At 70.7% G+C, this 22,633-nt stretch carries 23 protein-coding genes; 13 read left to right on the top strand and 10 right to left on the bottom strand.

Annotated features, from left to right (window positions below):
* Positions 1-25: 25 nt before the first annotated feature.
* From BLP38_RS11335 to BLP38_RS11325, 3 genes are all read left to right on the top strand, one after another.
* The gene (locus BLP38_RS11335; RefSeq protein ID WP_231916609.1) at positions 26-934 is read left to right on the top strand and encodes an alpha/beta fold hydrolase; all 909 of its coding nucleotides are present in this window, start codon (positions 26-28) and stop codon (positions 932-934) included.
* 246 nt (positions 935-1,180) lie between these two features.
* A complete protein-coding gene (locus BLP38_RS11330) occupies positions 1,181-1,459 on the top strand; it encodes an HU family DNA-binding protein (RefSeq protein ID WP_064002669.1) in 279 nt (92 codons plus the stop codon).
* An 82-nt stretch (positions 1,460-1,541) separates the two neighbouring features.
* Positions 1,542-3,524, top strand: coding sequence for a cytochrome c oxidase assembly protein (locus BLP38_RS11325; protein ID WP_091357557.1), 1,983 nt, complete (start codon positions 1,542-1,544; stop codon positions 3,522-3,524).
* Between the two features lie 6 nt (positions 3,525-3,530).
* On the opposite strand, the gene BLP38_RS11320 is transcribed toward BLP38_RS11325, so the two are convergent.
* Positions 3,531-4,655 carry a hypothetical protein gene (locus tag BLP38_RS11320; RefSeq protein ID WP_091357554.1) on the bottom strand — a complete coding sequence of 375 codons (1,125 nt, stop codon included), beginning with the start codon at positions 4,653-4,655 and terminating at the stop codon, positions 3,531-3,533.
* A gap of 35 nt (positions 4,656-4,690) precedes the next feature.
* On the opposite strand from BLP38_RS11320, the gene BLP38_RS11315 reads away from it, so the two are divergent.
* From BLP38_RS11315 to BLP38_RS11305, 3 genes are all read left to right on the top strand, one after another.
* Positions 4,691-6,082 (top strand): ATP-dependent DNA helicase, encoded by a 1,392-nt coding sequence (locus tag BLP38_RS11315; RefSeq protein ID WP_091357550.1) that lies wholly within the window; start codon positions 4,691-4,693, stop codon positions 6,080-6,082.
* A 91-nt stretch (positions 6,083-6,173) separates the two neighbouring features.
* Positions 6,174-7,427, top strand: coding sequence for a serine hydrolase domain-containing protein (locus tag BLP38_RS11310; protein WP_231916490.1), 1,254 nt, complete (start codon positions 6,174-6,176; stop codon positions 7,425-7,427).
* Positions 7,424-8,299: an EamA family transporter gene (locus tag BLP38_RS11305; protein WP_091357547.1), complete on the top strand. Its 876-nt coding sequence runs from the start codon at positions 7,424-7,426 to the stop codon at positions 8,297-8,299. Before BLP38_RS11310 ends, BLP38_RS11305 begins: the two co-directional genes overlap by 4 nt.
* Before the next feature lie 6 nt (positions 8,300-8,305).
* On the opposite strand, the gene BLP38_RS11300 is transcribed toward BLP38_RS11305, so the two are convergent.
* The 7 genes from BLP38_RS11300 to BLP38_RS11270 form a co-directional block, all read right to left on the bottom strand.
* Positions 8,306-9,007: a sirohydrochlorin chelatase gene (locus BLP38_RS11300; protein ID WP_091357544.1), complete on the bottom strand. Its 702-nt coding sequence runs from the start codon at positions 9,005-9,007 to the stop codon at positions 8,306-8,308.
* Entirely contained in the window at positions 9,004-10,152 is a 1,149-nt protein-coding gene (locus BLP38_RS11295; protein ID WP_091357540.1) for a uroporphyrinogen-III synthase, read from the bottom strand. The genes BLP38_RS11300 and BLP38_RS11295 overlap by 4 nt, the downstream gene beginning before the upstream one ends.
* Positions 10,149-11,384 (bottom strand): uroporphyrinogen-III C-methyltransferase, encoded by a 1,236-nt coding sequence (gene cobA / locus BLP38_RS11290; RefSeq protein WP_091357537.1) that lies wholly within the window; start codon positions 11,382-11,384, stop codon positions 10,149-10,151. The genes BLP38_RS11295 and cobA overlap by 4 nt, the downstream gene beginning before the upstream one ends.
* Entirely contained in the window at positions 11,381-11,761 is a 381-nt protein-coding gene (gene nirD / locus BLP38_RS11285) for a nitrite reductase small subunit NirD (protein ID WP_091357533.1), read from the bottom strand. The genes cobA and nirD overlap by 4 nt, the downstream gene beginning before the upstream one ends.
* Entirely contained in the window at positions 11,758-14,334 is a 2,577-nt protein-coding gene (gene nirB, locus BLP38_RS11280) for a nitrite reductase large subunit NirB (RefSeq protein ID WP_172824697.1), read from the bottom strand. Before nirB ends, nirD begins: the two co-directional genes overlap by 4 nt.
* 77 nt (positions 14,335-14,411) lie before the next feature.
* Positions 14,412-15,284: a formate/nitrite transporter family protein gene (locus BLP38_RS11275; RefSeq protein WP_091357526.1), complete on the bottom strand. Its 873-nt coding sequence runs from the start codon at positions 15,282-15,284 to the stop codon at positions 14,412-14,414.
* Positions 15,285-15,427: 143 nt separating this feature from the next.
* Positions 15,428-15,757 (bottom strand): hypothetical protein, encoded by a 330-nt coding sequence (locus tag BLP38_RS11270; RefSeq protein ID WP_091357523.1) that lies wholly within the window; start codon positions 15,755-15,757, stop codon positions 15,428-15,430.
* A gap of 132 nt (positions 15,758-15,889) precedes the next feature.
* On the opposite strand from BLP38_RS11270, the gene BLP38_RS11265 reads away from it, so the two are divergent.
* Positions 15,890-16,423 (top strand): MarR family winged helix-turn-helix transcriptional regulator, encoded by a 534-nt coding sequence (locus BLP38_RS11265; protein ID WP_065572297.1) that lies wholly within the window; start codon positions 15,890-15,892, stop codon positions 16,421-16,423.
* A 76-nt stretch (positions 16,424-16,499) separates the two neighbouring features.
* Positions 16,500-16,859 (top strand): hypothetical protein, encoded by a 360-nt coding sequence (locus BLP38_RS11260; RefSeq protein ID WP_091357519.1) that lies wholly within the window; start codon positions 16,500-16,502, stop codon positions 16,857-16,859.
* A gap of 7 nt (positions 16,860-16,866) precedes the next feature.
* Here the strand turns inward: BLP38_RS11260 and BLP38_RS11255 are convergent, their stop codons facing one another.
* Positions 16,867-17,745 (bottom strand): aldo/keto reductase, encoded by an 879-nt coding sequence (locus BLP38_RS11255; protein WP_091357513.1) that lies wholly within the window; start codon positions 17,743-17,745, stop codon positions 16,867-16,869.
* 124 nt (positions 17,746-17,869) lie between these two features.
* Here BLP38_RS11255 and BLP38_RS11250 point away from each other — a divergent pair, with 124 nt between their 5' ends.
* On the top strand, positions 17,870-18,916 hold the full coding sequence (locus tag BLP38_RS11250; RefSeq protein WP_091357509.1) for an NAD(P)-dependent alcohol dehydrogenase: 1,047 nt from the start codon (positions 17,870-17,872) through the stop codon (positions 18,914-18,916).
* Positions 18,917-19,025: 109 nt separating this feature from the next.
* Positions 19,026-19,370 (top strand): hypothetical protein, encoded by a 345-nt coding sequence (locus BLP38_RS11245; protein WP_091357505.1) that lies wholly within the window; start codon positions 19,026-19,028, stop codon positions 19,368-19,370.
* Positions 19,371-19,419: 49 nt separating this feature from the next.
* Here the strand turns inward: BLP38_RS11245 and BLP38_RS11240 are convergent, their stop codons facing one another.
* On the bottom strand, positions 19,420-20,172 hold the full coding sequence (locus BLP38_RS11240) for an SDR family NAD(P)-dependent oxidoreductase (protein ID WP_091357501.1): 753 nt from the start codon (positions 20,170-20,172) through the stop codon (positions 19,420-19,422).
* Positions 20,173-20,358: 186 nt separating this feature from the next.
* On the opposite strand from BLP38_RS11240, the gene BLP38_RS11235 reads away from it, so the two are divergent.
* From BLP38_RS11235 to BLP38_RS11225, 3 genes are all read left to right on the top strand, one after another.
* Entirely contained in the window at positions 20,359-21,246 is an 888-nt protein-coding gene (locus tag BLP38_RS11235; RefSeq protein WP_091357497.1) for a hypothetical protein, read from the top strand.
* Between the two features lie 7 nt (positions 21,247-21,253).
* Complete coding sequence (locus BLP38_RS11230; RefSeq protein WP_091357494.1) at positions 21,254-22,063, top strand: hypothetical protein; 810 nt, start codon at positions 21,254-21,256, stop codon at positions 22,061-22,063.
* 197 nt (positions 22,064-22,260) lie between these two features.
* Positions 22,261-22,566, top strand: coding sequence for a biopolymer transporter Tol (locus tag BLP38_RS11225; protein ID WP_091357492.1), 306 nt, complete (start codon positions 22,261-22,263; stop codon positions 22,564-22,566).
* The last annotated feature ends 67 nt before the right edge of the window (positions 22,567-22,633 follow it).

Raw genomic sequence — 22,633 nt, 5'->3', positions numbered from 1 at the left:
TCCGATCGAGCCCCACGCATCCGGAATGCTGGACCGCCCGGACGGTGCCCGCCTGCACTGGGAGGTCTCGGGCTCCGACACCGGCCGCGGCGCGTTGTACCTGCACGGCGGTCCAGGCGGCGGCCTCGGCAAGGGCGGCTACCGGCGCGTGTTCGACCCCGAGCGCTACCGCATCGTCGGCTTAGACCAGCGCGGATGCGGCGCGAGCACGCCCTGGGCGATCGACGACCTCGCTCACCTCGACGACAACACAACCCCCGCGCTCATCGCCGACATCGAGGCGCTCAGAGAGCACCTCGGCATCGACCGCTGGCTCGTCTACGGCGTCTCGTGGGGATCCACCCTCGCCCTGGCGTACGCGCAGGCGCACCCCGAGCGGGTGAGCGAGATCATCCTTCTCGCCGTCACCGCCGGGGCCCGCGACGAGATCGAGTGGATCACCGACGGGGTCGGGCGTATCTTCCCCGAGGCTCGTGACCGCCTCGGCGACCTCGTGCCCGACGGTGAGCGCGTCGTCGACGCCTACGCCCGCATGCTGCGCGACCCCGACCCCGCCGTCCGCACCCGGGCCGCCGATGCGTGGGACGCGTGGGAATCCGCCCACATCGCCCTCTCCCCAGGGGCGGGGACCGGGCCGCTGCATGAGGATCCGCGGATGCGCGAGAACTTCGCCACCCTCGTGACGCACTACTGGGCGCAGGACTGCTTCCTCGACGTGCCGATCCTCGACCGGATGGACCGGCTGACCGGCATCCCGGGCGTCCTCGTCCACGGCCGGCGCGACGTCAGCGGACCGGCGCTCACGCCGTGGCTGCTGCACAGGGCGTGGCCCGGCAGCCGGTTGCACATCCTCGAGGAGGAGGGGCACGGCGGCCCGGCCTCGGCGCAACTCGCCTGCGACGCCGCCGACGAGTTCGCCCGCGGGCGACGCTGAGCGCACATCGGTCCCGAAAAGCAACCCCCTCCGCGGAATTCCGCGGAATCCGGCCGAAACGGCCACATTCGCCTCAAAAGTCACATCCGACACGCGACACGCCGACCAATTGGGCCGCAGATGACTCAAAATCCGCGGAATTCCGCGGTCCGTGGGTATATTCGGGACCGGTCGCAACGACCAGCCGGCGGTCACCCCGTCGGTCCGAGTAACTGAAGACGGCGATCCGCCGTCTGGAGGAGCACCATGGCCATCACCAAGACCGAACTCGTCGCCAGCATCGCCAGCGCCACCGGCGAGAGCCAGGCCACCGTCTCGCGCGTCGTCGACGGCCTGTTCTCGTCCGTCTCCGAGGCTGTCGCCAAGGGCGAGAAGGTCTCGATCCCGGGCTGGATCGCGTTCGAGCAGGTCGAGACGTCCGCTCGCACCGGCCGCAACCCGCAGACGGGTGCCGAGATCAACATCCCCGCCGGCAAGCGCGTCAAGGTCAGCGCCGGCTCGAAGCTGAAGGCTGCCGTCAAGTAAGACGCTGCAGTCGTACGAAGGGGGATGCCGAGAGGCATCCCCCTTCGGCGTTCCCCCACCTGCCCGCGCGTAGGCTTGCAGGGTGAATCCGCGCGCTCTCCGCTTCGCCGGGCCGGCGATCCTCGCGGGCGCGGGTCTCGTCGCGCTCCTGCTGGGGCTGGCCTACGGTGGCGGCGCTGCGCCCCTCGTGATCGGCGACCCCGGCCCGGTCGTCCGCTGGCTGCTCCCGGTCGCCGAGCTGACGGTCAACCTGTCGGCGGCGCTCCTCGTCGGGTCGCTCGTCCTGGCGCTCTTCTCGCTGGTCGCGGGGTCGAAGGAGTTCGACTTCGCCCTGGATGCCGCTTCTGCCGGCGCGGCGATCCTCACCGTCGCCAGCGCTCTCACCGGCTATCTGACGTTCCTGAAGGTCCTCGGCGCCACCCCGAGCGCCGACGCGGCGTTCGGCGAGCAGCTCGGCCGCTTCCTCGTCGACACCGACCCGGGGCGGGCCTGGCTGATGACGACGGTCGCCGGCGCGGTGCTCACCGTCCTGGCGTTCGCCGTGCGCGGCTGGCTGGCGACGCTGCTCGTGGCCCTCCTCGCGATCGCGTCCATGGTGCCGATGGCGACGGCCGGCCACACCGGCAGCGAAGCGAACCACAACATCGCGGTGACCTCGCTCGCCCTGCACATCATCGCCGCCGCGGCCTGGCTCGGCGGTCTGATGATGCTCCTACTCCTGCGTCCGCTCTTCTCGAGCGACCGCCTCGCCACGGTCCTGCAGCGCTACTCGAGCATCGCCCTCGCCGCCTTCGTCGTCGTGACCCTGTCGGGCATCGCGCGGGCGACCGTCGGCATCCTGTCGTTCCAGAACCTCTTCTCGGCGTACGGCGCCCTCTTGATGGTGAAGGTCGTCGCCCTCCTGGCGATGGGGGTGCTGGGGGCGTTCTACCGCCGCCGGTTGATCGCCGGCATCCGCGATACGGCCATCGCAGCACGCTTCTGGACGCTCGTCGTCCTCGAGGTCGTCTTCATGGGCATCGCCTCCGGCGCCGCCGTCGCCCTCTCGCTCACGCCGCCGCCGGTCGACACCACGCTGCCGCTCGACCAGACCCCGGCCGAAGTGCTGACGGGGTCGCCCCTGCCGCCGGAGCTCACCGTCGGTCGCTTCTTCACGACGTGGGACGTCGACCTCGTCTGGGCTTTCGCCGCCGGGTTCGGTCTGTTCTTCTACCTCGCGGGTGTGCGCCGTCTCCGCCGACGGGGCGACACCTGGCCCCTGGGACGCACGGTCCTCTGGGTCGCGGGTCTGCTGCTTCTGGTCTACGTCACATGCGGTCCGGTGAATGCCTACCAGGACTACCTCTTCAGCATGCACATGACGGCGCACATGCTGCTGTCGATGGCGATCCCGATGTGCCTCGTGTTCGGTGCGCCCGTCACGCTGGCGTCGCGGGCCATCCGCAAGCGCGACGACGGGACGCGCGGCGGTCGCGAGTGGATCCTCTGGGCGGTCCACAGCCCGTACGCCAAGGTCATCACGCATCCGCTCGTGGCCGCGGCGCTGTTCATCGTGTCGCTGTGGGCCTTCTACTACACGGACCTGTTCCGGTGGACGCTGTACGAGCACCTCGGGCATGAGTGGATGGTCGTGCACTTCCTGACAGTCGGGTACCTCTTCGTGCTGTCGCTCGCGGGCATCGACCCGGTTCCCTACCGACTGCCGCACGCCGGTCGCCTGCTGACGCTCATCGGCATCATGGCGATGCACGCCTTCTTCGGCATCGCGATCATGATGGCGTCGGGACTCTTCGTGGCGGAATGGTTCGGGTCGATGGGGCGCACCTGGGGCCTCGATCCGCTCGCGGACCAGTACACGGGCGGCGGCATCGCCTGGTCGATCGGCGAGATCCCGACCCTCATCCTGGCGATCGTCGTCGCGGTGCAGTGGAGCCGGTCCGACGAGCGACGCCAGCGCAGCACCGACCGCCACGCCGACCGGTCCGGGGATGCCGAGCTCGAGGCCTACAACGCCCGCCTCGCGGCGATCGCCGAGCGCGATGCCCGGCGGGAAGCCGCGCGCTGAGCCCGGTCAGTCGGCGGCTGAGACCGCGATCGACGCCGTCCCGTCGGGGAGGATCGTGATCTTGCCGGTGAGGAAGAACGGGACGAGCTCCTCCACGTCGTAGACGGAACCGTCGAAGATCGACCGGATCTGCACGTCGATCTTGGCGACGGCCTGGGTGCGCGTGATCGCCCAGCCGGCGCCGTCGGGTTCGAGAGTCACGACGGGGTTCTCTTCGATCTTCCACGTGGGCGGCTCGACGATCCGGTTGCGCACGTAGTAGCCGAACGGGCACCCGGTCGGCTGCAGGACCTTCTGCGTCGCGCACTGCGCCAAGAAGTCGTCCACCTCCTGCTGCACCACCCCGAGGAACTTGTCGGTCGGTTCGGCCTGGAACGACACGGGTATCTCGGCGAGAGGGGTGTCGGAGAGGACCGCGACCCCGGGACTCGACGTCGCCGCGGTGTCGACCGTGATCGAGTACAGCCCGGGTGAGAAGGCGAGCAGGGGAATCGGTTCCAGCGGGTCGGCGTCGGCGCCGTCGGGTGAGACCTGTCGCTTGTCGACCGAGAAGCCGTTCACCTCGAACTGCATCGAGCCGCGCACCTCGAGCTCGATGACGGCGAGGGGACTCTCCGCGAAGCGCCAGCGGGGGAGGAGCGCGCCGTCGTCGTCTCGTTCCACGTCGAAGGTCGTCGTGCCGGAGTGGCCGCCGACGCGGTAGGTGACGGTGACGGTGGTCGTGCCGTCGGCATCCGTCGTCTCCGAGACCGGCTCGACGTCCGTCAGACGGGTGAGGGCGCTGCCGCGCAGGAGTGCGCCGCTCGCGTCTGCGGGGAGCTTCGCGGCGGCGAGCTGGCTCGACGACGCGGAGACGCCCGGGAGCAGGAGAGCATCGGTCGCGCGACCGTCGGCGAGCAGGTGCAGGTAGTCGAGGACGAACGCAGTGGGGCTGTAGAGCTGCCGGTAGAGCACGGCGCCGGTCGCGCCGATGGCGCCGATCAGAAGGATGCCGATGACTCCGAGTGCGGTCAGATCGACCGCGAGCCGGCGACGTCGGCGCGGGCCGGCGACCGTCTCGGTCCGTGTGGGGGCAGCGGGGACGTCGGACTCGGCGGCATCCGCCGTCACATCGCCCCCATCGTGTTCCACGTGCTCAGTCTAGGAAAGGCCGGCTGGTAGCTAGCATGGTTCCGGTGAGCCTGCCGCCCCTGTCTCCCGAACAGGACGCGCTCTTCCGTCTCATCGAGGACACCCGCGAGCACGTGTTCGTGACCGGTCGCGCCGGAACCGGCAAGTCGACGCTCCTCCAGCACCTGTCGTGGAACACGACCAAGCAGATCGCCGTCTGCGCGCCGACGGGCGTGGCCGCCCTCAACGTCGAGGGACAGACCATCCATTCGCTGTTCAAGCTGCCGATCGGTCTCATCGCCGACAGCGAGATCGAGCAGACCGACGCGACCCGCAAGATCCTGAACGCCATCGACACCCTCATCATCGATGAGGTCTCGATGGTCAACGCCGATGTCATGGACGCCATCGACCGGTCGCTCCGGCAGGCGCGGCGAAAGCGCGCCGAAGCCTTCGGCGGGGTGCAGGTCGTCATGTTCGGCGACCCGTACCAGCTCTCCCCGGTCCCGCCCCGGGGTGACGAGCTGCGCTACATCCAGGACCACTACCGCTCGTTCTGGTTCTTCGACGCGCAGGTGTGGGCAGGCCCCCGAGCGGATGCCGGTGCCATCCGCTCCGACGGACTGCTCGATCTCGGGCGGGTCGGGGCTCCGCTGCACATCGCCGAGCTCCGCAGCATCCACCGGCAGTCCGACGACGCCTTCAAAGCGATGCTGAACGCCGTGCGCCACGGGATCGTGACGGCGGACATCGCGGGCGCCCTCAACGCGGCCGGCGCTCGGAAGCCGCCGGAGCCGGCAGCGGGCGAGGTGCCGATCATCACCCTCGCGACCCGCAACGACATCGTGTCGCGCATAAACCAGCGTCACCTCGACGCGCTGCCCGGGCCGGCGCAGACGGCGCGCGCAGAGATCAGCGGCGACTTCGGTCGCGGCGACGCCTACCCCGCCGACCAGGAGCTGCAGCTGAAGGTGGGCGCACAGGTCATGTTCCTGCGCAACGACATCGGCGGCTTCGGCGGCGACGGCCCCCGGTGGGTGAACGGGTCGATCGGCACCGTCACGCGCATCGCGGGCGGCACCGTCCGCGTCGAGCTCGACGGCGAGGAGCACGACGTCGAGCCGACGGTGTGGGAGAAGTTCCGCTACGCCTACGACCCGGGCACCCGCAAGCTGACCCGCGAGATCGTCGCGGAGTACACGCAGTTCCCGCTGCGGCTGGCGTGGGCGGTCACGATCCACAAGTCGCAGGGGAAGACCTACGACCGGGCGATCATCGACCTCGGAAACGGCGCGTTCGCCCCGGGCCAGACCTACGTCGCACTGTCGCGACTGACGTCACTCGACGGGCTCTACCTCTCGCGTCCCCTCCGCCCCGCCGACATCCTCGTCGACCGCGACGTGCGGCGCTTCATGGCCGGGGTCCGGGCGGCACAGAACGCCGGGTGAGACCCGGCATCCGTCATCACGCGAGGCGCGACCGGACAGGCGCGACGGGTGTGTTGTAATCGTTGAGACGAATCCCGGGGGTGATCTGCGCGTGGCAGGACGTGTGTCGAGGCGAGTGGTCGCTGCAGTGACGGCGCTCGGCCTCGCGATCGGTCTCGGCGCGTGCGCTCCCCAGCCGGAGCGCATCGACATCGGGGTCGACCAGGTCGACGGCGCCCTGCCCGCCGATCTCACGGAGCAGATGCAGTCGCTCACCGAGACGGCGATGACCTCGATCGGCGCCAGCGGCGCGATCGTCTCGGTCTCGGTGCCGTGGTCGGGTGAATGGGTCGCGGGCCTCGGCACGTCAGGCCCCGGCGGGCCCGAGGTCGACCCGTCCATGACCTTCAAGAGCGCCAACGTCACGCGCGCCATGACCTGCGATGTGCTGTACGCCCTCGTGAAGAAGGGGACCGTCGGCCTCGACGACACCGTCGGCGACTGGCTCGATTCCTACCCCGGGCAGGCGGGGATCACCCTGGGTGACCTGTGCGACAGCACGAGCGGTCTGGCAGGCTACCTCGGCCGGGTCTTCCCCCGCGTGATCGCGGCGCCCGAGCGCGTGTGGAACCCGCGCGAGCTCGTGGCCTACGGGATCGCCCAACGCGCGACAGCTGCGCCCGGCGCGGAGTTCCGCGATTCCGACACCGGGTACGTGCTCCTCGGACTCGTGCTCGAACGTGCGGGCGGTGAGTCGCTCTCCGACCTGTACAACGAGTACGTGTTCGAGCCGCTCGGGATGTCCTCCAGCGCCTACCCCACGGGAGCGGGCGGCGGAGATCGCCTCAAGGGTGCGTACATCGCCAACGGCAAGGACCGGAAGCCGGACTGCAGCGCCCCGATCGATGTGACCGAGGTCACCTCGAGCGTCGGTGCCGCGTCGGGCGGTGTCGTGTCGACCGTGGGTGATCTGTCGACGTACGTGCGCGCTCTCGCCGTCGGCGCCCGGTCGTACGACGCGGACACCCGCTACGCCGACCCTCGTCCCGCGAACTCCGAGCAGCCGGCATGGTTCACGGCGGACGGCGGCACCTACCAGGCCGGCAGTCTCGTCGGGCAGTTCGGCTCGCTTCCGGGCTACATGGTGGCGGCGTTCGCGGACCGGACGACGGGCATGTCCGTCGTGGTCGTCCTCAACGAATCTCGTGCGTCGTCGAACGCCGTGCGCGTGCTCGCCTGGCAGCTCGCGGCACTGGCCTCGAAGGCCCCTGCCGCGGACGGGCGTACGGCGCCCGAGATGGGCCTGCCGTGGACCGCGGAGAGCCTCGCGCCTGAGCTCGCCCGCTACGCCACCTGCGGAGGGTGACCGCACGCGGCACGTCGACGACCGCCGTCACGCTGGTCGTCGTGGGGTTGTGCTGCCAGGAGGTCGGCGCCTCGCTCGCGGTGCTCCTGTTCCCCGAGGTGGGACCGCTCGGCATGGTGATGCTGCGCCTCGTGTTCTCCGCGCTCATCCTCGGGCTGATCGCCCGGCCCTCCTGGCGCGGCCACAGCCGCGCGTCATGGCTCGCCGTCGTCCAGCTGGGCGTGGCGCTGGCGGTCATGAACGGGTTCTTCTACCTCGCCCTCGAGCGGCTCGCGCTCGGGGTGACGGTGACGATCGAGGTGCTCGGTCCGCTCGCCCTGTCGATCATCGCGAGTCGGCGGGCTTCGGCCTGGATCTGGGCGGGGCTCGCGCTCGTGGGCGTCGTCGCGCTCGGAGGCGGGGGGTTCGACCGGCTCGATCCGCTCGGCGTCGCCTTCGCCCTCGGCGCGGCCGTGAGCTGGGCGTTCTACATCCTGTCGTCGGCGAAGGTCGGCGCCGCGTTCCCTCGGCTCGACGGGTTGGCCCTCGCGATGGCGGTGGGCGCGCTCCTCTCGCTGCCGTTCGGCATCGCGAACGCGGGCAGCGCGCTTCTGCGGCTCGACCTCGTCGCGCTGGGTGCCGCCGTCGCGCTCCTGTCCTCGACCATCCCGTACGCCCTCGAACTGATCGCGCTCCGACGCCTGCCGGCGGCTGCGTTCGCGATCCTCATGGCGCTCGCTCCCGCGACGGCATCGCTGGCGGGTTTCGTGCTGCTCGGGCAGCACCTAACGGTGATCGAGCTCATCGGCATCGCGCTCGTCATCGCTGCCTCGATCGGCGCCGTCCGTGCGGCGGGGCGCCGCGCCGACGACGTCGTCGAGCCGGTCGGCTGAGCCGCGTCAGGCGGCGGCCGTCGCTCGCGCGGAGGCAGCGGCGGCCAGGTAGCGCTCGACGACCACGGTCGCGACCGCGGCGTCGGGGGCCAGCGGGGCGGTCACCGCATCGGCGCCGGCGCGGGCGATGACGTCGGCGAAGAACCCCGGCGCGAGGACGTAGCTGGCCGCGACGACCCGCATCGCACCGGCATCCCGAGCCGCGGCGACGGCGTCGGCGATCCTCGTGCCGGCGCCCGCGGCGAAGCCGACCGAGACGGGGGCGTCGATCCGCTCCCGCAAGAGGTCCGCCATCTCCGCGACGTCGACGGATGCCGCAGGGTCGCTCGATCCCGCCGCGGCCAGCACCACCGCATCGCCGGGGGCGAGGCCGGCATCGCGCAGTCGCTCCGCGAGCAGGTCGGCGAGGAGCGGATGCGGTCCGAGGGCGACGGTCGCGACGGCGCGGGAACCGGCATCCGTCACCGCCCGCGCGATGTCGACCTTCGTGTGGAACCCGGTCGACAGCAGGAGGGGCACGACGACGGCCGGGCGGGGGGAGGTGGCCTGGACGACGTCGTCGATCTCGGGCTGCTGGACGTCGACGAACGCCTCCGCCACGGCGACGTGGGGCAGCAGCAGACGCACCTGCTCGACGACGGCCGAGATGGCGGCGCGGCCCTCGAGCGAGCTGGTCCCGTGCGAGCAGGCGATGAGGACAGGGGTCACGGTGTCTCTCCCGGGGTGAGGACGTCGAGGCGGTAGCCGCGTTTGACGACGGTGCGGATGAGGGTCGGGATGCCGAGGGCCTCGCGCGTGCGCGCGATCGCGACATCGACCGCGTGGGTGCTGTCGCCGGCGCCCGAGCGGGGCAGGGCTTCGGCGAGTTCGGCTCGGCTGACGACACCGCCCCCGGCGGCGAAGAGGAGGGCGAGGATCGCGGCGGACGTGGGCGACAGGGGCAGGAGCGCGCCGTCCAGGACAGCAGCGCCGCTGCGAAGCTCCAGCCGCCCGGCTGCGGTCTCGAGGGCGGGGGCGCCGCCGCCGCCGAAGTGCGTGACGACGGCTCGCACGAGGGATCCGAGCCGGCCGCGCTCGGCGACGAGCGGTGCCGCTCCGGCCTCGACGAGCGGACCTGCCGTGATCGGGCCGACGGCGGCGAGGAGGAGCGTGCCGTCGACCGACCGGCGCACGATCGCGTCGAGGGCGCCCTCCCGTCGCGCCGTCGCGAGCCACTCGGCGGCGCCGGGCGCGGAGGTGAAGAGGACGGCGTCGACATCGCCCTGTGCCGTCTGGGCGACCGACCGTGCGACGGCGGCGGAATCGGGAGGAGGTCCCCAGCGGTAGACGGTGAGGCTCACGACATCGGCACCCGCGGCCGAGAACAGCTCGTCGAGCCCGTCCGCGCCCGACCCGTGGTGCTGGACCGCGACGCGACGGCCGGCGACGCCCTCGGCCAGCAGGAACGCGCCGAGCTCCTCGGAGGTCTCGGACTCGGCGACCCAGTCGGCGGTCAGGCCGGCCTGCTGGATCGCTCCGCGCGCCTTCGGCCCGCGCGCCACGATCTGCGCGCCCGCGAGCGCCGCGTGGAGCGCACCCTGCAGTCCCGCTTCGTCGGCGGCTTCCATCCACCCGCGGAAACCGACTCCCGTGGTGGCGACCACGATGTCGGGCGGATCGTCGATCAGCGCACGCGTCGCTCCGATGAGCGCGTCGTCGTCGATGTGCGACTCGATCGTCAGGGCGGGGGCGTGGCGCACCGTCGCCCCGTGCCGCTCCAGCGCCGAGGCGAGCTCGGCGGAGCGACGATCGACGGCGATGACGATCGTGCAGCCGCCGAGCGCGGCGGAGAGGGCGGGGCGGGCGATGGTCACCGGGGCGGATCCCCCGTTCCCGCGGCCACGGGCTCCGGCAGCAGCAGGCCGGCGGCGGCGACGTCGCCCACCACGATGACGGCGGGATTGCTCACCCCTGCGGCCGCGGCATCCGTCACCGCGTCGGCGAGGGTCGTGCGGGTGGTCCGCTGCGTGGGCGTGTGGCCGCGCTCGACGATCGCGACGGGGCGATCCTCGGGGGCGCCGGCCGCGAGCGCGGCGGCGACGAGCTTAGGGAGCGCGGCGACCCCCATGAGCACCACGGTCGTGATCGTCGCGTCGGCGAGGGCGGCTCGGGTGGCGGGTGTGACGGGTCCCTGTCCGATCGTGACGTGCAGGCCGGCGGCGGTGCCGCGGTGGGTGACCGGGATGCCGGCGGCCTGGGGAACCGAGACGACACTCGTCAGCCCCGGCACGACCTCGACGGGCACGCCTGCGGCCAGGCACGCGGTGACCTCTTCGCCGCCGCGTCCGAAGACGAACGGATCGCCGCCCTTCAGACGCACGACGCGCTTGCCTGCCTTCGCGTGGGCGACGAGGAGAGCGTTGATCTCCTCCTGCGGCACCGGGTGGTTGCCGGGGGCCTTGCCGACGTCGATCACCTCGACGTCGGGGTCGAGCTCGCTCAGCACGTCCGTCGGGCCGAGACGATCGGCGACGACGACGTCGGCCTCGGCGAGCAGCCGGCGACCGCGGACGGTCATGAGGTCGGCGGGGCCGGGACCACCGCCGACGAGGTCCACCCGCCCGGCGGCCTTCCGCCGGCGACGGAGGGGGAGCGTCCCCTCGCGGAGGGCTGACCCGATCGCGTCGCGCAGCCGGGCGGACCGGCGCGGGTCGACGCCGGCGTCGGAGGCCACTCCGACGATGACGTCCCCCGATCGCGTCTCGGCGGTGAGTCTCGCCGTGCCGTGGGCGCCGTCCGAGGCGTTCACGCAGAACACGCGGGCCGACTCGCACCAGGCCGCGACGGTCGCGTCGACGGATGCCTGGGCCGTCGCCGCGTGCACGAACCAGGCATCCGCCACATCGGCCTCGCGGGCCGGGCGGGCGGTCCACGTGACCCGTCCCGCGTCGACGAGCTCGCGCATCGCGTCACCGAGCGCGGGCGCGACGACGGTCACGAGCGCGCCCTCGTCGAGGAAGCGTCCCACTCGCCGGCCGGCGACGGTCCCCCCGCCGACGAAGACGACGCGTCGACCGGTGAGGGACAGCCCGATCATGGCGGTCATCGCTGCTCCTCCCGGAGGTAGACGATCCCGTCGGCGACGGCAGCGGGCCAGACGCGCAGGGCCAGCGGCTCCTTGCCGTTCGTCTCGAGGCACGCCCCGGTGCGCAGATCGAAGACCTGCTTGTACATGGGCGATGCGACCGTCGGCACGTCGCCGCGGGTGCCGACGATGCCGCGGGAGATGACGTGGGCTCCGCTGTACGGGTCGAGGTTCTGCACCGCGTGGACGCGTCCGGCGTGGGTGAGGAACAGTGCGACCTGCGTGCCGCCGAGGAGGGCGGCACGGCCGCGCTCGGTCTCGAGGTCGGTCACCGCGCACACCGCCGTCCAGCCGGCGGGCGGGGCCGCGGCATCCGTCTCATGCGTCACCATCGTCATCGCCGCACCTCCAGCGTCGTGCCGGCGATGAGCACGCCGGCGTCACGGTCCTCGGCGGTCGCCGGGCGGGCCTGCCCGCGCTCCGCCGTGTAGGCGAGGGAGGGGTCGGGCGTCGTGGGGGCGTTGACGAACGAGGCGAACCGGCGGAGCTTCTCGGGGTCGTCGAGGGTCGCCTTCCACTCGTCCTCGTAGTTCTCGACGTGGCGCGCCATCGCGGCATCCAGGTCGGTGCAGATTCCGAGCGAGTCGTCGAAGATCACGCGGCGCAGCTCGTCGATGCCGCCCTCGAGGTCTTCGAACCACGGGGCCGTGCGCTGCAGCCGGTCGGCGGTGAAGACGTAGTACATGAGGAAGCGGTCGATCGCCTGCAGGAGCCCTGCGTCGTCGAGACCCTCGGCGAGGAGCACCGCGTGGCGCGGCGTGAAGCCGCCGTTGCCGCCGACGTACATGTTCCAGCCGGCCTCGGTCGCGATGACGCCGACGTCCTTGCCGCGGGCCTCGGCGCACTCGCGGGCGCACCCCGAGACGCCGAGCTTGATCTTGTGCGGCGATCGCAGGCCCCGGTAGCGGAGCTCCAGCTGCACGGCCATGCCGACCGCGTCCTGCACGCCGTAGCGGCACCAGGTCGAGCCGACGCACGACTTCACGGTGCGCAGGGATTTGCCGTACGCGTGGCCCGACTCGAAGCCCGCGTCGACGAGGCGCTTCCAGATCTCGGGCAGCTGCTCGAGGCGGGCGCCGAACATGTCGATGCGCTGGCCGCCGGTGATCTTCGTGTACAGCCCGAAGTCCTGCGCCACCTGCCCGATCACGACGAGGCCTTCGGGAGTGATCTCGCCGCCGGCGATGCGGGGGACGACCGAGTAGCTGCCGTCCTTCTGCATGTTCGCCATGACGTGGTCGTTCGTGTCCTGCAGCGTCGCGTTCTCGCCGTCGAGCACGTGGCGGCCGGTGAGGGTCGACAGGATGCTGGCGAGCACCGGCTTGCAGATGTCGCAGCCGCGTCCGGTGCCGAAGCGGTCGATGACCGCGCTGAAGGTCGACAGCCCCGAGACGCGCACGGCGTCGAAGAGCTGCCGGCGCGACATCGCGAAGTGCTCGCAGAGCGACGTGCTGAGGGCGGCGCCCGTCTTCGCGAGCTCGCTACCGAGGAGCTTCGTGATCATGCCGACGCACGATCCGCAGGCGGCGCCGGCCTTCGTGCAGGCCTTGATGCCCTTCACGTCGGTGCAGCCCTCGTCGTGGACGGCCGAGCGGATGCCGCCGGCCGTGACACTGTTGCAGGAGCACACGAGCGCCTCGTCCGGCAGCTCGCCGGTCGGGGCGGCGACGCCGTCCTGCGGCATGAGGTACGCGACCGGGTCGCCGCCCAGCGCGCCGCCGACGAGAGGGCGGAGCGAGCCGTAGGCCGACGCGTCGCCGACGAGGATGCCGCCGAGCAGGGTCTTCGCGTCGTCAGAGACGACGAGCTTCTTGTAGACGCCGGCGACGGGGTCGGCGTAGACGACGTCGAGCGCGCCGGGCGTCTCGGCGAACGCGTCGCCGAAGCTCGCGACGTCGACACCCGAGAGCTTGAGCTTGGTCGACACGTCGAAGCCCGCGAAAGATGCCTCGAGTCCGAGCAGCCGCGCGGCGGCGACCTCGGCCATGGCGTACCCGGGGGCGACGAGACCGACGCACTGCCCGCCGAAGCTCGCGACCTCGCCGATCGCGAGGATGCGCGGGTCGGAGGTGTCGCAGGCGGCGTCGATGACGACCCCGCCGCGCGGGTCGACGGTCAGGCCCGCCGTCCGCGCGAGCTCGTCGCGAGGACGGACACCCACGGTGAAGACGACGACGTCGGTGCGCTCCCACGTGCCGTCGCGGAACTCGAGCCCCACGACCTGGCCGGTGCGGTCGGCGTCGAGTCGCGTCGTGAGTGCGGAGGTCCGCACGCCGATCCCACGCTGCTCGATGAGACGCCGCAGGGCGTCGCCGGAGGGCAGGTCGAGCTGCGCCGACATGAGCCGGTCCGAGGACTGCACGACGGTGCAGTCGACGTCGAGTCCCTGCAGGGCGCCGGCCGCCTCGAGGCCGAGGAGTCCGCCGCCGATGACGGTGCCCACGAGGCGGCGACCGAGCTCGGCGGATCGGCGCTCGACGAAGCGCTCCAGTGCCTCGACGTCGTCGAGGGTGCGGTAGACGAAGCATCCGTCGTGGTCGTAGCCGTCCACGGCGAGCCGCGCGGCGTACGAGCCGGTCGCGAGGACGAGCCGGTCGTAGCCGATGCGCTCGCCGCGGTCGGTGACGACCTCGGCCTGGCTGCGATCGATCCGCGTGACCGTCGTGCCGCGGAGGAAGCGCACGCGCTCGTCCGCCAGGGGAGCCGCGTCGAGCTCGAGGTCGTCGGCGGACGCACCGGCGAAGAAGGAAGTGAGGCCGACCCGGTCGTAGGGGTGCCGCCCCTCCTCGCCGATCACGGTGACCCGCCACGCGTCGTCGGTGCGGCTGAGCAGGCTCTCGACGAACCGGTGGGCGACCATCCCGGCACCCACCACGACCACGTGGGGCGGGGTGGGGCCGGTGGAGCTCATGTCGTGACCGTATGCGGGCGACGTTGCAGCCGGGGTCCCGTCGTGTTGCGGGCTCTTTACGGGGCGGGCCACGGCGATCACCGAGCGGCGACGGGAGCGTCCGCCGTGGCGGCGCGGGCGGCGGTCTCGCGGCGCGAGGCCCGCACGCGACGCGGAGCCGAGGGGCGGCCGTACGTGAAGTACAGCGGAAGTCCGACGAACAGCAGGCCGCCGACGAGGTTGCCGAGCACCGTCGGGATCTCGTTCCAGATCAGGTAGTCGCCGATCGTGAAGTCGCCGCCGAGGAGCAGGCCCGAGGGGAACAGGAACATGTTGACGATCGAGTGCTCGAAGCCCATGAAGAAGAAGAGCATGATCGGCATCCACATCGCGACGATCTTGCCGATGACGTCTTTCGAGACCATCGCGAGGACGACCCCGGTGGCGACCATCGCGTTGCAGAGGACGGCGCGGACGAAGAGCGTCAGCATGCCGTTCGCCCCGTGCTCGGCGTAGCCGACGGTGCGGCCTTCGCCGATGTGCCCGATCGCCTGACCGACCTCGTTCGGCGGGGTGGAGAACCCATTGGTGAAGACGATCGCCATGAGCACCGCGATCGCGAACGCGCCGATGAAGTTGCCGAGGAACACGAGTCCCCAGTTGCGGAGGATGCCGCCGAGCGTGACGCCCGGGCGCTTGTCGAGCCACGCCAGCGGGGCCAGCACGAAGACGCCCGTCAGCAGGTCGTAGCCCAGCAGGTAGAGCATGACGAAGCCGATGGGGAACAGCACGGCGCCGAGGAGCGGACTGCCGGTGGTGACGCTGATCGTGACGGCGAAGGCGGCCGCCAGAGTGAGGATCGCGCCGCCCATGATCGAGCGGATGAGGGTGTCACGGGTCGAGAGCATGACCTTCGACGCGCCGGCGTCGATCACGGTCTGGACGAGTTCGGTGGGCTTGACGTACGTCATCGCAGTGCCTTTCAGTCGTGGAGCCGGGTGTGAGGCTCGACGCTAAAGGGCGGGTGTTTCCCCCGACCGCACGGGGATCGACCGCTTTGGTTACCTCTTCCTCTCAAACGAAGAGGTCGCGATGTGAGAACGGATGCCGGGGGTCACTCCTCGTGCCCGACGGAGCGGGCTTCGAGGTAGGAGCACAACTCTGCGGCGACGGCGAGCTCGGCGGCCATGCCGTGGAGCTGGTGGCTGTTGAGGATCGTCGTGTCGGGCTGCGGTTCGAACGTCACGCGCCACGAGGCCTCGCCGATCTGCACGGGCTCCATGGAGATCGCAACGGTCGCATTCTCGAGGGGGACGATGACGAGCCCCGTGTCGGATCCGTCGGATCCGTCCTGGACGATCACCTTGATGCGGTCGCCCGCGCCCCGGGCGTCGTGGAACTCGGACACCCACGTCTCGAGGGTTTCTTTACTGCGGAACGGCATCGGGACTCCTCCCCCGGGTCGCGAGGAGGGTAGCGGATCGGCGGACACGTGGCCACAGGCATCCCTGCACCCTCTCTCATCACCTATTCTCGACGAGATCGCCGTGAACGGCGTCATTACCGGGGAGTGAATGTGGCGGACGTCGACGCGCAGACCAGCGAGGAGCCGCCAGCGACGGCCGGGTACTGGTACGACGAGTCGCCCGGCCAGCGCGAACGTGCCCGCCGCGTCCTCGAGGCCCTCCGCACGTACCGTGCTGCCGAGTCCGCGATGCGTCGGCGTACGCGGGACTCGATGTCCATGGGTGAGAACGAGCTGCTCGCCCTGCGCTACCTGCTCCGCCAGCCCGGCCACTCCGCTCGTCCCGCCGAGCTCGTGAAGTACCTCGGGGTGACGTCGGCCTCGATCACGACGATGCTCGACCGGCTCGAGAAGACCGGCCGGATCGAACGGCTGGCGAATCCGGCGGATCGGCGAAGCATCTTCGTGAAGGCGACGACGCACGCGAACGAGGAAGTGCGCGAGACCCTCGGCCGCATGCACGGGCTCATGTACGACGTCGCTGTCGGGATGAGTCCTGAGGCGCAGGAACACGTCGTCGACTTCCTGCGTCGGATGTCGGATGCCGTCGACGGTGTCGACCCCGTCGTCGTCGAGGAGCCCTGACGCACTCGCCGTACCTGGCTCGGGCGCCGAAAGCAACTGGTCGGTCGAAACCGGGCTCGCCACCCATAGTGGTCACATGAGATGCATCACCTACGCCGGCGAGACCGTGGTCACGACCGATGACGTGGCGGAGGCTCTCGTCACCCTGACCGCAGCCGTCGCCGAGGTGGGACGCGCCGACGCGGTCACGATCCCCATCGTCTTCGAGAAGAACGGCGAGATCGGCGAGGCATCCCTCGTCATCGGCGTCGGCAACGACGTCCTGTCGGTCGCGACCGATTGGGAGCGTGAGGAGCCGGACTTCTCCTTCGCCGCCGCGCAGCTGCGGCGCCACCCGCATTATCCGCGTGGCGATTCCGGCTCCGCCGAACCCGTGTACGACGAGGGCCCGGAAGCGTACTGGGACCCCGACCTCGACGGGTTCGGTCGCAACTGACCGGAGGTCAGTCCTCGACGCCCGCGGGCGGAGCGCCCAGAGCCTCGACCGCGTCGTAGAACTCCGCGGGGATCTCGGCCTCGATGAGCGGCGCGAGAGCATCGAGGCGGGCCGTCGAGGTGATCCCCACGACCGTCGCGTCGACCAGCGGGCTGCGCATCGAGAAGTGCAGGGCGGCCGCGGCGAGGTCGACGCCGTGCTCGCGGGCGAGATCCCGAACGCGGCCGAGGTGCGCGGCGAAATCGTCGGGCATCGGTCGGTACCCGAATGTGTCGTCGCCGTTCGCGAGCGTCCCGCCGCCGAACGGCGCGGCGTTGAGGACGGTCATGCCGTGCTCGCGCGCGGCGCGGAAGAGGGACTCGGCCGTCCGGCTGACGAGCGTGTACCGGTTGTGCGAGAGGACGACGTCGAAGACGCTGGTGTCGACGTATTCGCGCACCTGCGACAGCGTGCCCGAGGCTATGCCGATCGCCCCGATGACGCCCTGCTCCCTGAGTTCGAGCAGAGCGGGCACGGCCCCGCCGGGTGCCATGGCCTCCGCGAAGGAGATCGTGTACGGGTCGTGCAGCTGGTAGAGCGGCAGCCGGTCGAGTCCGAGGCGCGTCAGCGACTCGTCGAGCGATCGCTTGACGCGCTCGCCGTCGAAGGCGCCCGATGCCGGGTCGCTGTCCGCCTTCGAGTACACGGCGGTGTGCGACGGAAGACCGCCCGCGCGTCGGATCGCATCGCCGAGCAGCTGCTCGCTCTTTCCGCCCGTGTAGTTGTTGCTCGTGTCGACGTAGCCGAGAGAGGAGCGGATGAGCGCGTCCGCCAACGCCTCCGGGTCGGGGCGATCGCCGAGGCGGGACGCGCCCAGGATGACGGGGGTGGGCGAGAGTGTCGACATGAGAGCCTCCGGGCTTCTGTGCGCGGTCCACTCCGACGATACTCATCAGCGAGCGCGCGTAGCGTTTCGCGTGGGGGATGCCCCGACCCGAGGCATCCGTCCATCGATCTGCAAGGAGACCCCCATGCCTACTGTCGCCGCTTACGCTGCGCCGTCCGCGACCGAACCGCTCGTGCGCACGACGATCGAACGCCGTGAGACCGGACCCCGCGACGTCCTGATCGCGATCCGCTACGCCGGGATCTGCCACTCCGACATCCACCTCGTCCGCGGCGACTGGGGTCCGGTGACCTACCCGCAGGTCGTCGGTCACGAGATCGCCGGCGAGGTCGTCGAGGTCGGCTCCGATGTCACCGGCTTCGCCGTGGGCGACCGGGTCGGCGTCGGGTGCATGGTGAACTCGTGCCGCGAGTGCGAGAACTGCCTCGCCGGCATGGAGAACTACTGCCTGAACGGCAACACGCAGACGTACGGGTCCGTCGACCGCGACGGCACGATCACCCAGGGCGGCTATTCGACGCACGTCGTCGTCGACCAGGACTTCGTCCTGCGCATCCCCGAGGCGCTTCCGTACGAGTCGGTCGCGCCGCTGCTGTGCGCAGGCATCACCACGTACTCGCCGCTCGCGCACTGGAAGGTCGGCCCCGGCTCGAAGGTCGCCGTCGTCGGCATGGGCGGACTCGGACACCTCGCCGTCAAGATCGCCGTCGCCATGGGCGCCGAGGTCACGGTGCTGTCGCAGAGCCTGTCGAAGCAGGAGGACGGCAAGCGGTTCGGCGCGACGCACTACTACGCCACGAGCGACGCCTCGACGTTCACGGCCCTCGCCAACACGTTCGACCTCATCATCAACACGGTCAGCGCGCCGCTGAAGCTCGAGTCCTACCTGCGTCTGCTGCGCCTGGACGGCACGATGGTCAACGTCGGCGCGCCTTCCGAACCGCTGTCGCTGCGGGTGTTCACCCTCTTCGGCAACCGTCGCTCGTTCGCCGGCTCCAACATCGGGTCGATCGCCGAGACGCAGGAGATGCTCGACTTCTGCGCCGAGCACGGCATCGCCCCCGAGACCGAACTGATCGGTGCGGGCGAGATCAACGAGGCCTACGAGCGCGTGCTCCGCTCCGACGTCCGCTACCGGTTCGTCATCGATATCGAGACCCTGCAGGACTGAGTCCAGAAACCGGCGGGGCGGTGTCACCTAGGGGTGTTACCCTCGCGACAGAGCACGACGTCGTCCCGCCGGGGCCACCGGCACGCCGCCGCGCCGGGAAGACGAACACATGCCGTACCGCAGTCGCGAAACCTTGCAGCTCTGGCTGGACGAGTTCGTCGCCGCGCGTGAAGACGGAGACCTCATCAAGGTCGTCATCCAGGACGACTCCTGGGGTGATGACGGCGGGCTCGTCGTCGTGCCGCTGCGGAACGCGTCGACGACGGTCTACGTCCGGCCTCCGATGGGAGGCGACGCGCGCTGGCGCGTCGTGTTCGAACCGCAGCTCGACGAGGTCGCCCTCTCGGCGGAGGAGACTGCCGCACTCGTCGCCGAGCTGGGTACGGCCGCCGAGCTCTGCGGGTACCTCGAGGTCCGTTCGGTCGCGCACATCGAGACAGCGCCCACGGCCTGACGGCCGCGAGCGCTGCTCGGCGGACGACGTCCGCGGTGGTGATGTGGCGTCAGTGGGCGGAGTAGCCGCCGTCGACCAGGTGGTAGCTGCCCGAGATGAATGACGCGTCGTCGCTCAGGAGGAACAGCGTGAGCGCTGCGACCTCGGCATCCGTTCCGAGCCGTCCCGCCGCATGCTCCTTCTCGAGAGCCGACAGTGCATCGCTCGAGAGGCTCGCGCGCACGAGCGGGGTGTCGATGAAGCCGGGACCGACCGCGTTCGTGCGAACGCCCTGGGCGGTGTATTCGAGGGCCGCCACCTTCGTGAGGCCGACGAGGGCGTGCTTGCTGGCGACATAGGCCGCGTTCTGCGCGATGCCGACCGAGCCGAGCACGGAGGCCATGTTGACGACCGCACCGCCGCCGGCGGCCACCATCGCGGGCAGCTGGAAGCGCAGCCCGTAGAAGACGCCGTCGAGGTCGACGGCGCGCACCCGGTCCCACGCCTCGATGTCGTAGTCACCGATGTTCTGCGGCGCGGCGCCGATCCCGGCGTTGTTGACCGCGAGGTGCAGGGCGCCGTAGGTGTCCTGCGCGTAGCGGACGGCCGCCTCGGAGTCCTGCCATTTCGCCGTGTTCTGAGCGAACGCGGACGCGGTGCCCCCGGCATCCGTGATCTGCCTCACGACGGACTCAGCCGCCTCGAGCTTGATGTCGGTGACGACCACCGATGCGCCCTCAGCGGCGAGCTTGCGGGCGATCTCCGCTCCGATGCCGCTGCCGCCGCCGGTGACCAGAGCCGTCTTGCCGTCGAACCGTGCCATTGCATTTCCCTCTTCTCGCAGGGCCTGGCGCCGTGACTCTCGCGGCCGATGCCATGCACCTGAATACAACGGATGCCGCGCGCCGGCATTCCTGCGAGCACGGAAACGTGTGCGCCACAGCCATCGATTCCCTCGGTGACAGATGCGACGAGGGCGTACGGTGAGCGGAGGACCGGGGGAACGACCATGCTGAATCTCGCTGTGCGGAGCGTTGCTGCTGTCGCGGCGCTCCTCGTCGGAACGATCGCGCTCTCGGGCTGCATCTCCACGGGGCCGAAGAACTTGGACGATGCGCCGGACGGAGTGCCCTCCCCGGTAGCGACGGAGGTCGCGGGCTTTCCCGCCCTTGACGACCTCATCGTCCGGACCGCCGACACGGAGCTGCGGCTCGAATCCCTGCCCGAGGAGGCCGGGTACGCGGGCATGCCCGATGACGTGCCCGCCATCACCGGGGACGACCTGTACGTCTTCGTGCGGCAGGACGGATGGATGCTGTTCGCCGAGCAGCGGGGCGGCGACGTCGTCGGCTGCGGCCCGGATCTGTCCGAGCCGGAGATCACCGACCTCGGGAGGGGGTGGTGGAAGGTCGCGAACCGCTCGGAGGCCGACACGTACGCCCTGTGGCTCCAAGCCGGGAGCGGCCCCGGTCTGCCGATCGGCGGCACGGTCGGGTCGTCTCAGGCCTACGTGAGGTGGACGACCACGACTACGTTCGACGTGCCGGCCACGAGCTCGCTCGACGTCACGGCGAGTCCGGACGGAGAGGGCGGTTCCGTGCAGCTCCACCTCCGTGACGTGACCTCTCCGCTCACCGCCGTGGCGGCGACGATCGCGCTCCGCGGCGAGGGAGGGGGCGTCGACCTCCAACTCGCCATCCCGGACTGGGCATGCGACCAACCCGGCGACCTCACGCTCTTCTCCCGCCTGTCCCCATCGCAGATGGCGACGCTGGGCGAGGATGGTGCCGTCGACTACGACGTCGAGCTCGTCCTCGACGGGACGACGTACACCGCGAGCGGAAGCGCGGACGGCGCGTCGAGCGCCGAGCCGACGTGGACTCCGGGCCTGCCGTGACCCCCGCATGAGTTTCGTCGATGAGGGCGAGACGTTCTCGCGGATCGCCAGGATCACCGGACCGGTGACGTCCGACGACACCCGCCGGCTGGTCGAAGAAGGACATGAAGGCATCCTCCTCGACCATGAGTCTGTGGACGCGGCATCCTCTCTGCGGTGGATCGCGGAAGTGCCCGCGCTCCGCTTCATCGAGTTGCGCGGCAGGATCGTCACCCCGTCGCTGGCGATCCTCGAGGAGACGAGCGTTCGATCGTTGATCGTCAGGACGAATCACGCGCGTCCTGTGCCCACGGCGGACCTCCGCTGGGCGACCCGCATCCATTCGGAGTCCTCCGACTTCGCCGCGGACGGGTGGGTCGGCCTTCCCCGGCTGGAAAACCTCGTCCTCGGCCGGGTCGGTGGCGAGGTCATCACGGCGGGGGACGGATGCTCAGCCCTCGCGCATCTGAAACTGCAGGGTAAGCGGCAGACCGCCGCCTTCCGATGGGAGGACCCACCGAAGAAGCTGGATTCGATGCTCCTCCTGACGCTGCGGTGTCGAGATGTCGCTGCGCTGTCCGGATGTCGGGCGTTACGCAGCCTCCACATCGAGAACCCCGCCCTCCTCGTCGGCGCAGACGTCGTCGACGTCTCGCCGTTGGCCGACCTCCCCGTGCTGGACAGCGTGGGGATCGCCGAGAACCTTCCGATGGCGAGAGTGCCGAGTCTGCTCGAGAGTGAGGCGCCGTTCGGCTGGCTGCCGGTGGCGAAGGGGCATCATGACGGTGATCCGGCGGACCCGCGCCTGCGGGAGTTCGTCTTCCGCACCACGTCGTGATGATCCGGTCGGCCGCCTCATTGCTCGAACGGGTGGTGCCGCTGCGGCGGGCACCGATAGCTTCGACTCCCATGAGAGCGCCGGGGGTGTGGGATGGTCCTGACTGCGTTCGGCGTGACTCTTCTCGTCGGTTGTGCCCCCGCTGCTGAATGGGAGCATTCCAGACGCTCGGCCGGGCCTGGCGGAAAGGATTGCCGATGGCGAATGACTCAGACTCCGACGACGAGCGCTGGCTCGTCATCAACGGTCGCCGGTGGCGGCGCACCGACCCGTCCCTGCCCGCTGACCTCGTCGCGGCGCTGACGTCCCATCTCGGGCGCGGCAGGTCGGGTGTGCGCCGTGCGAAGGGCGATCCGGATGCCACTTCAGCGGCTCGCCGGCGGGTCGACCTCGCAAAGCACGGGCTCGGCGAGCGCGGTCCGTACTGGTGGGACGAGCCCGAGGTCGAGCGACTGCGCCGTGCGAGGCAGGCGCTCCGAGAGCTGGAGGAACTCGAGGGCTGAGGGGTTTCGCCGGCTGTAGGGTCCGGGTCAGCGGCGAGGTCACCGTTCCACCCGTCGGTAGGAAGGG

It is taken from the genome of Microbacterium sp. LKL04 (assembly GCF_900102005.1).
GTDB lineage: Bacteria > Actinomycetota > Actinomycetes > Actinomycetales > Microbacteriaceae > Microbacterium.
This window is presented reverse-complemented; position numbering and strand designations above follow the sequence as displayed.

Coding starts and splice junctions, on each gene's coding strand:
- BLP38_RS11335 (WP_231916609.1), top strand. CDS start 26: ATGCTGGACCGCCCGGACGGTGCCCGCCTGCACTGGGAGGTCTCGGGC.
- BLP38_RS11330 (WP_064002669.1), top strand. CDS start 1,181: ATGGCCATCACCAAGACCGAACTCGTCGCCAGCATCGCCAGCGCCACC.
- BLP38_RS11315 (WP_091357550.1), top strand. CDS start 4,691: ATGGTTCCGGTGAGCCTGCCGCCCCTGTCTCCCGAACAGGACGCGCTC.
- cobA (WP_091357537.1), bottom strand. CDS start 11,384: ATGACCGCCATGATCGGGCTGTCCCTCACCGGTCGACGCGTCGTCTTC.
- nirD (WP_091357533.1), bottom strand. CDS start 11,761: ATGACGATGGTGACGCATGAGACGGATGCCGCGGCCCCGCCCGCCGGC.
- nirB (WP_172824697.1), bottom strand. CDS start 14,334: ATGAGCTCCACCGGCCCCACCCCGCCCCACGTGGTCGTGGTGGGTGCC.
- BLP38_RS11275 (WP_091357526.1), bottom strand. CDS start 15,284: ATGACGTACGTCAAGCCCACCGAACTCGTCCAGACCGTGATCGACGCC.
- BLP38_RS11270 (WP_091357523.1), bottom strand. CDS start 15,757: ATGCCGTTCCGCAGTAAAGAAACCCTCGAGACGTGGGTGTCCGAGTTC.
- BLP38_RS11260 (WP_091357519.1), top strand. CDS start 16,500: ATGAGATGCATCACCTACGCCGGCGAGACCGTGGTCACGACCGATGAC.
- BLP38_RS11255 (WP_091357513.1), bottom strand. CDS start 17,745: ATGTCGACACTCTCGCCCACCCCCGTCATCCTGGGCGCGTCCCGCCTC.
- BLP38_RS11250 (WP_091357509.1), top strand. CDS start 17,870: ATGCCTACTGTCGCCGCTTACGCTGCGCCGTCCGCGACCGAACCGCTC.
- BLP38_RS11245 (WP_091357505.1), top strand. CDS start 19,026: ATGCCGTACCGCAGTCGCGAAACCTTGCAGCTCTGGCTGGACGAGTTC.
- BLP38_RS11240 (WP_091357501.1), bottom strand. CDS start 20,172: ATGGCACGGTTCGACGGCAAGACGGCTCTGGTCACCGGCGGCGGCAGC.
- BLP38_RS11235 (WP_091357497.1), top strand. CDS start 20,359: ATGCTGAATCTCGCTGTGCGGAGCGTTGCTGCTGTCGCGGCGCTCCTC.
- BLP38_RS11230 (WP_091357494.1), top strand. CDS start 21,254: ATGAGTTTCGTCGATGAGGGCGAGACGTTCTCGCGGATCGCCAGGATC.
- BLP38_RS11225 (WP_091357492.1), top strand. CDS start 22,261: ATGGCGAATGACTCAGACTCCGACGACGAGCGCTGGCTCGTCATCAAC.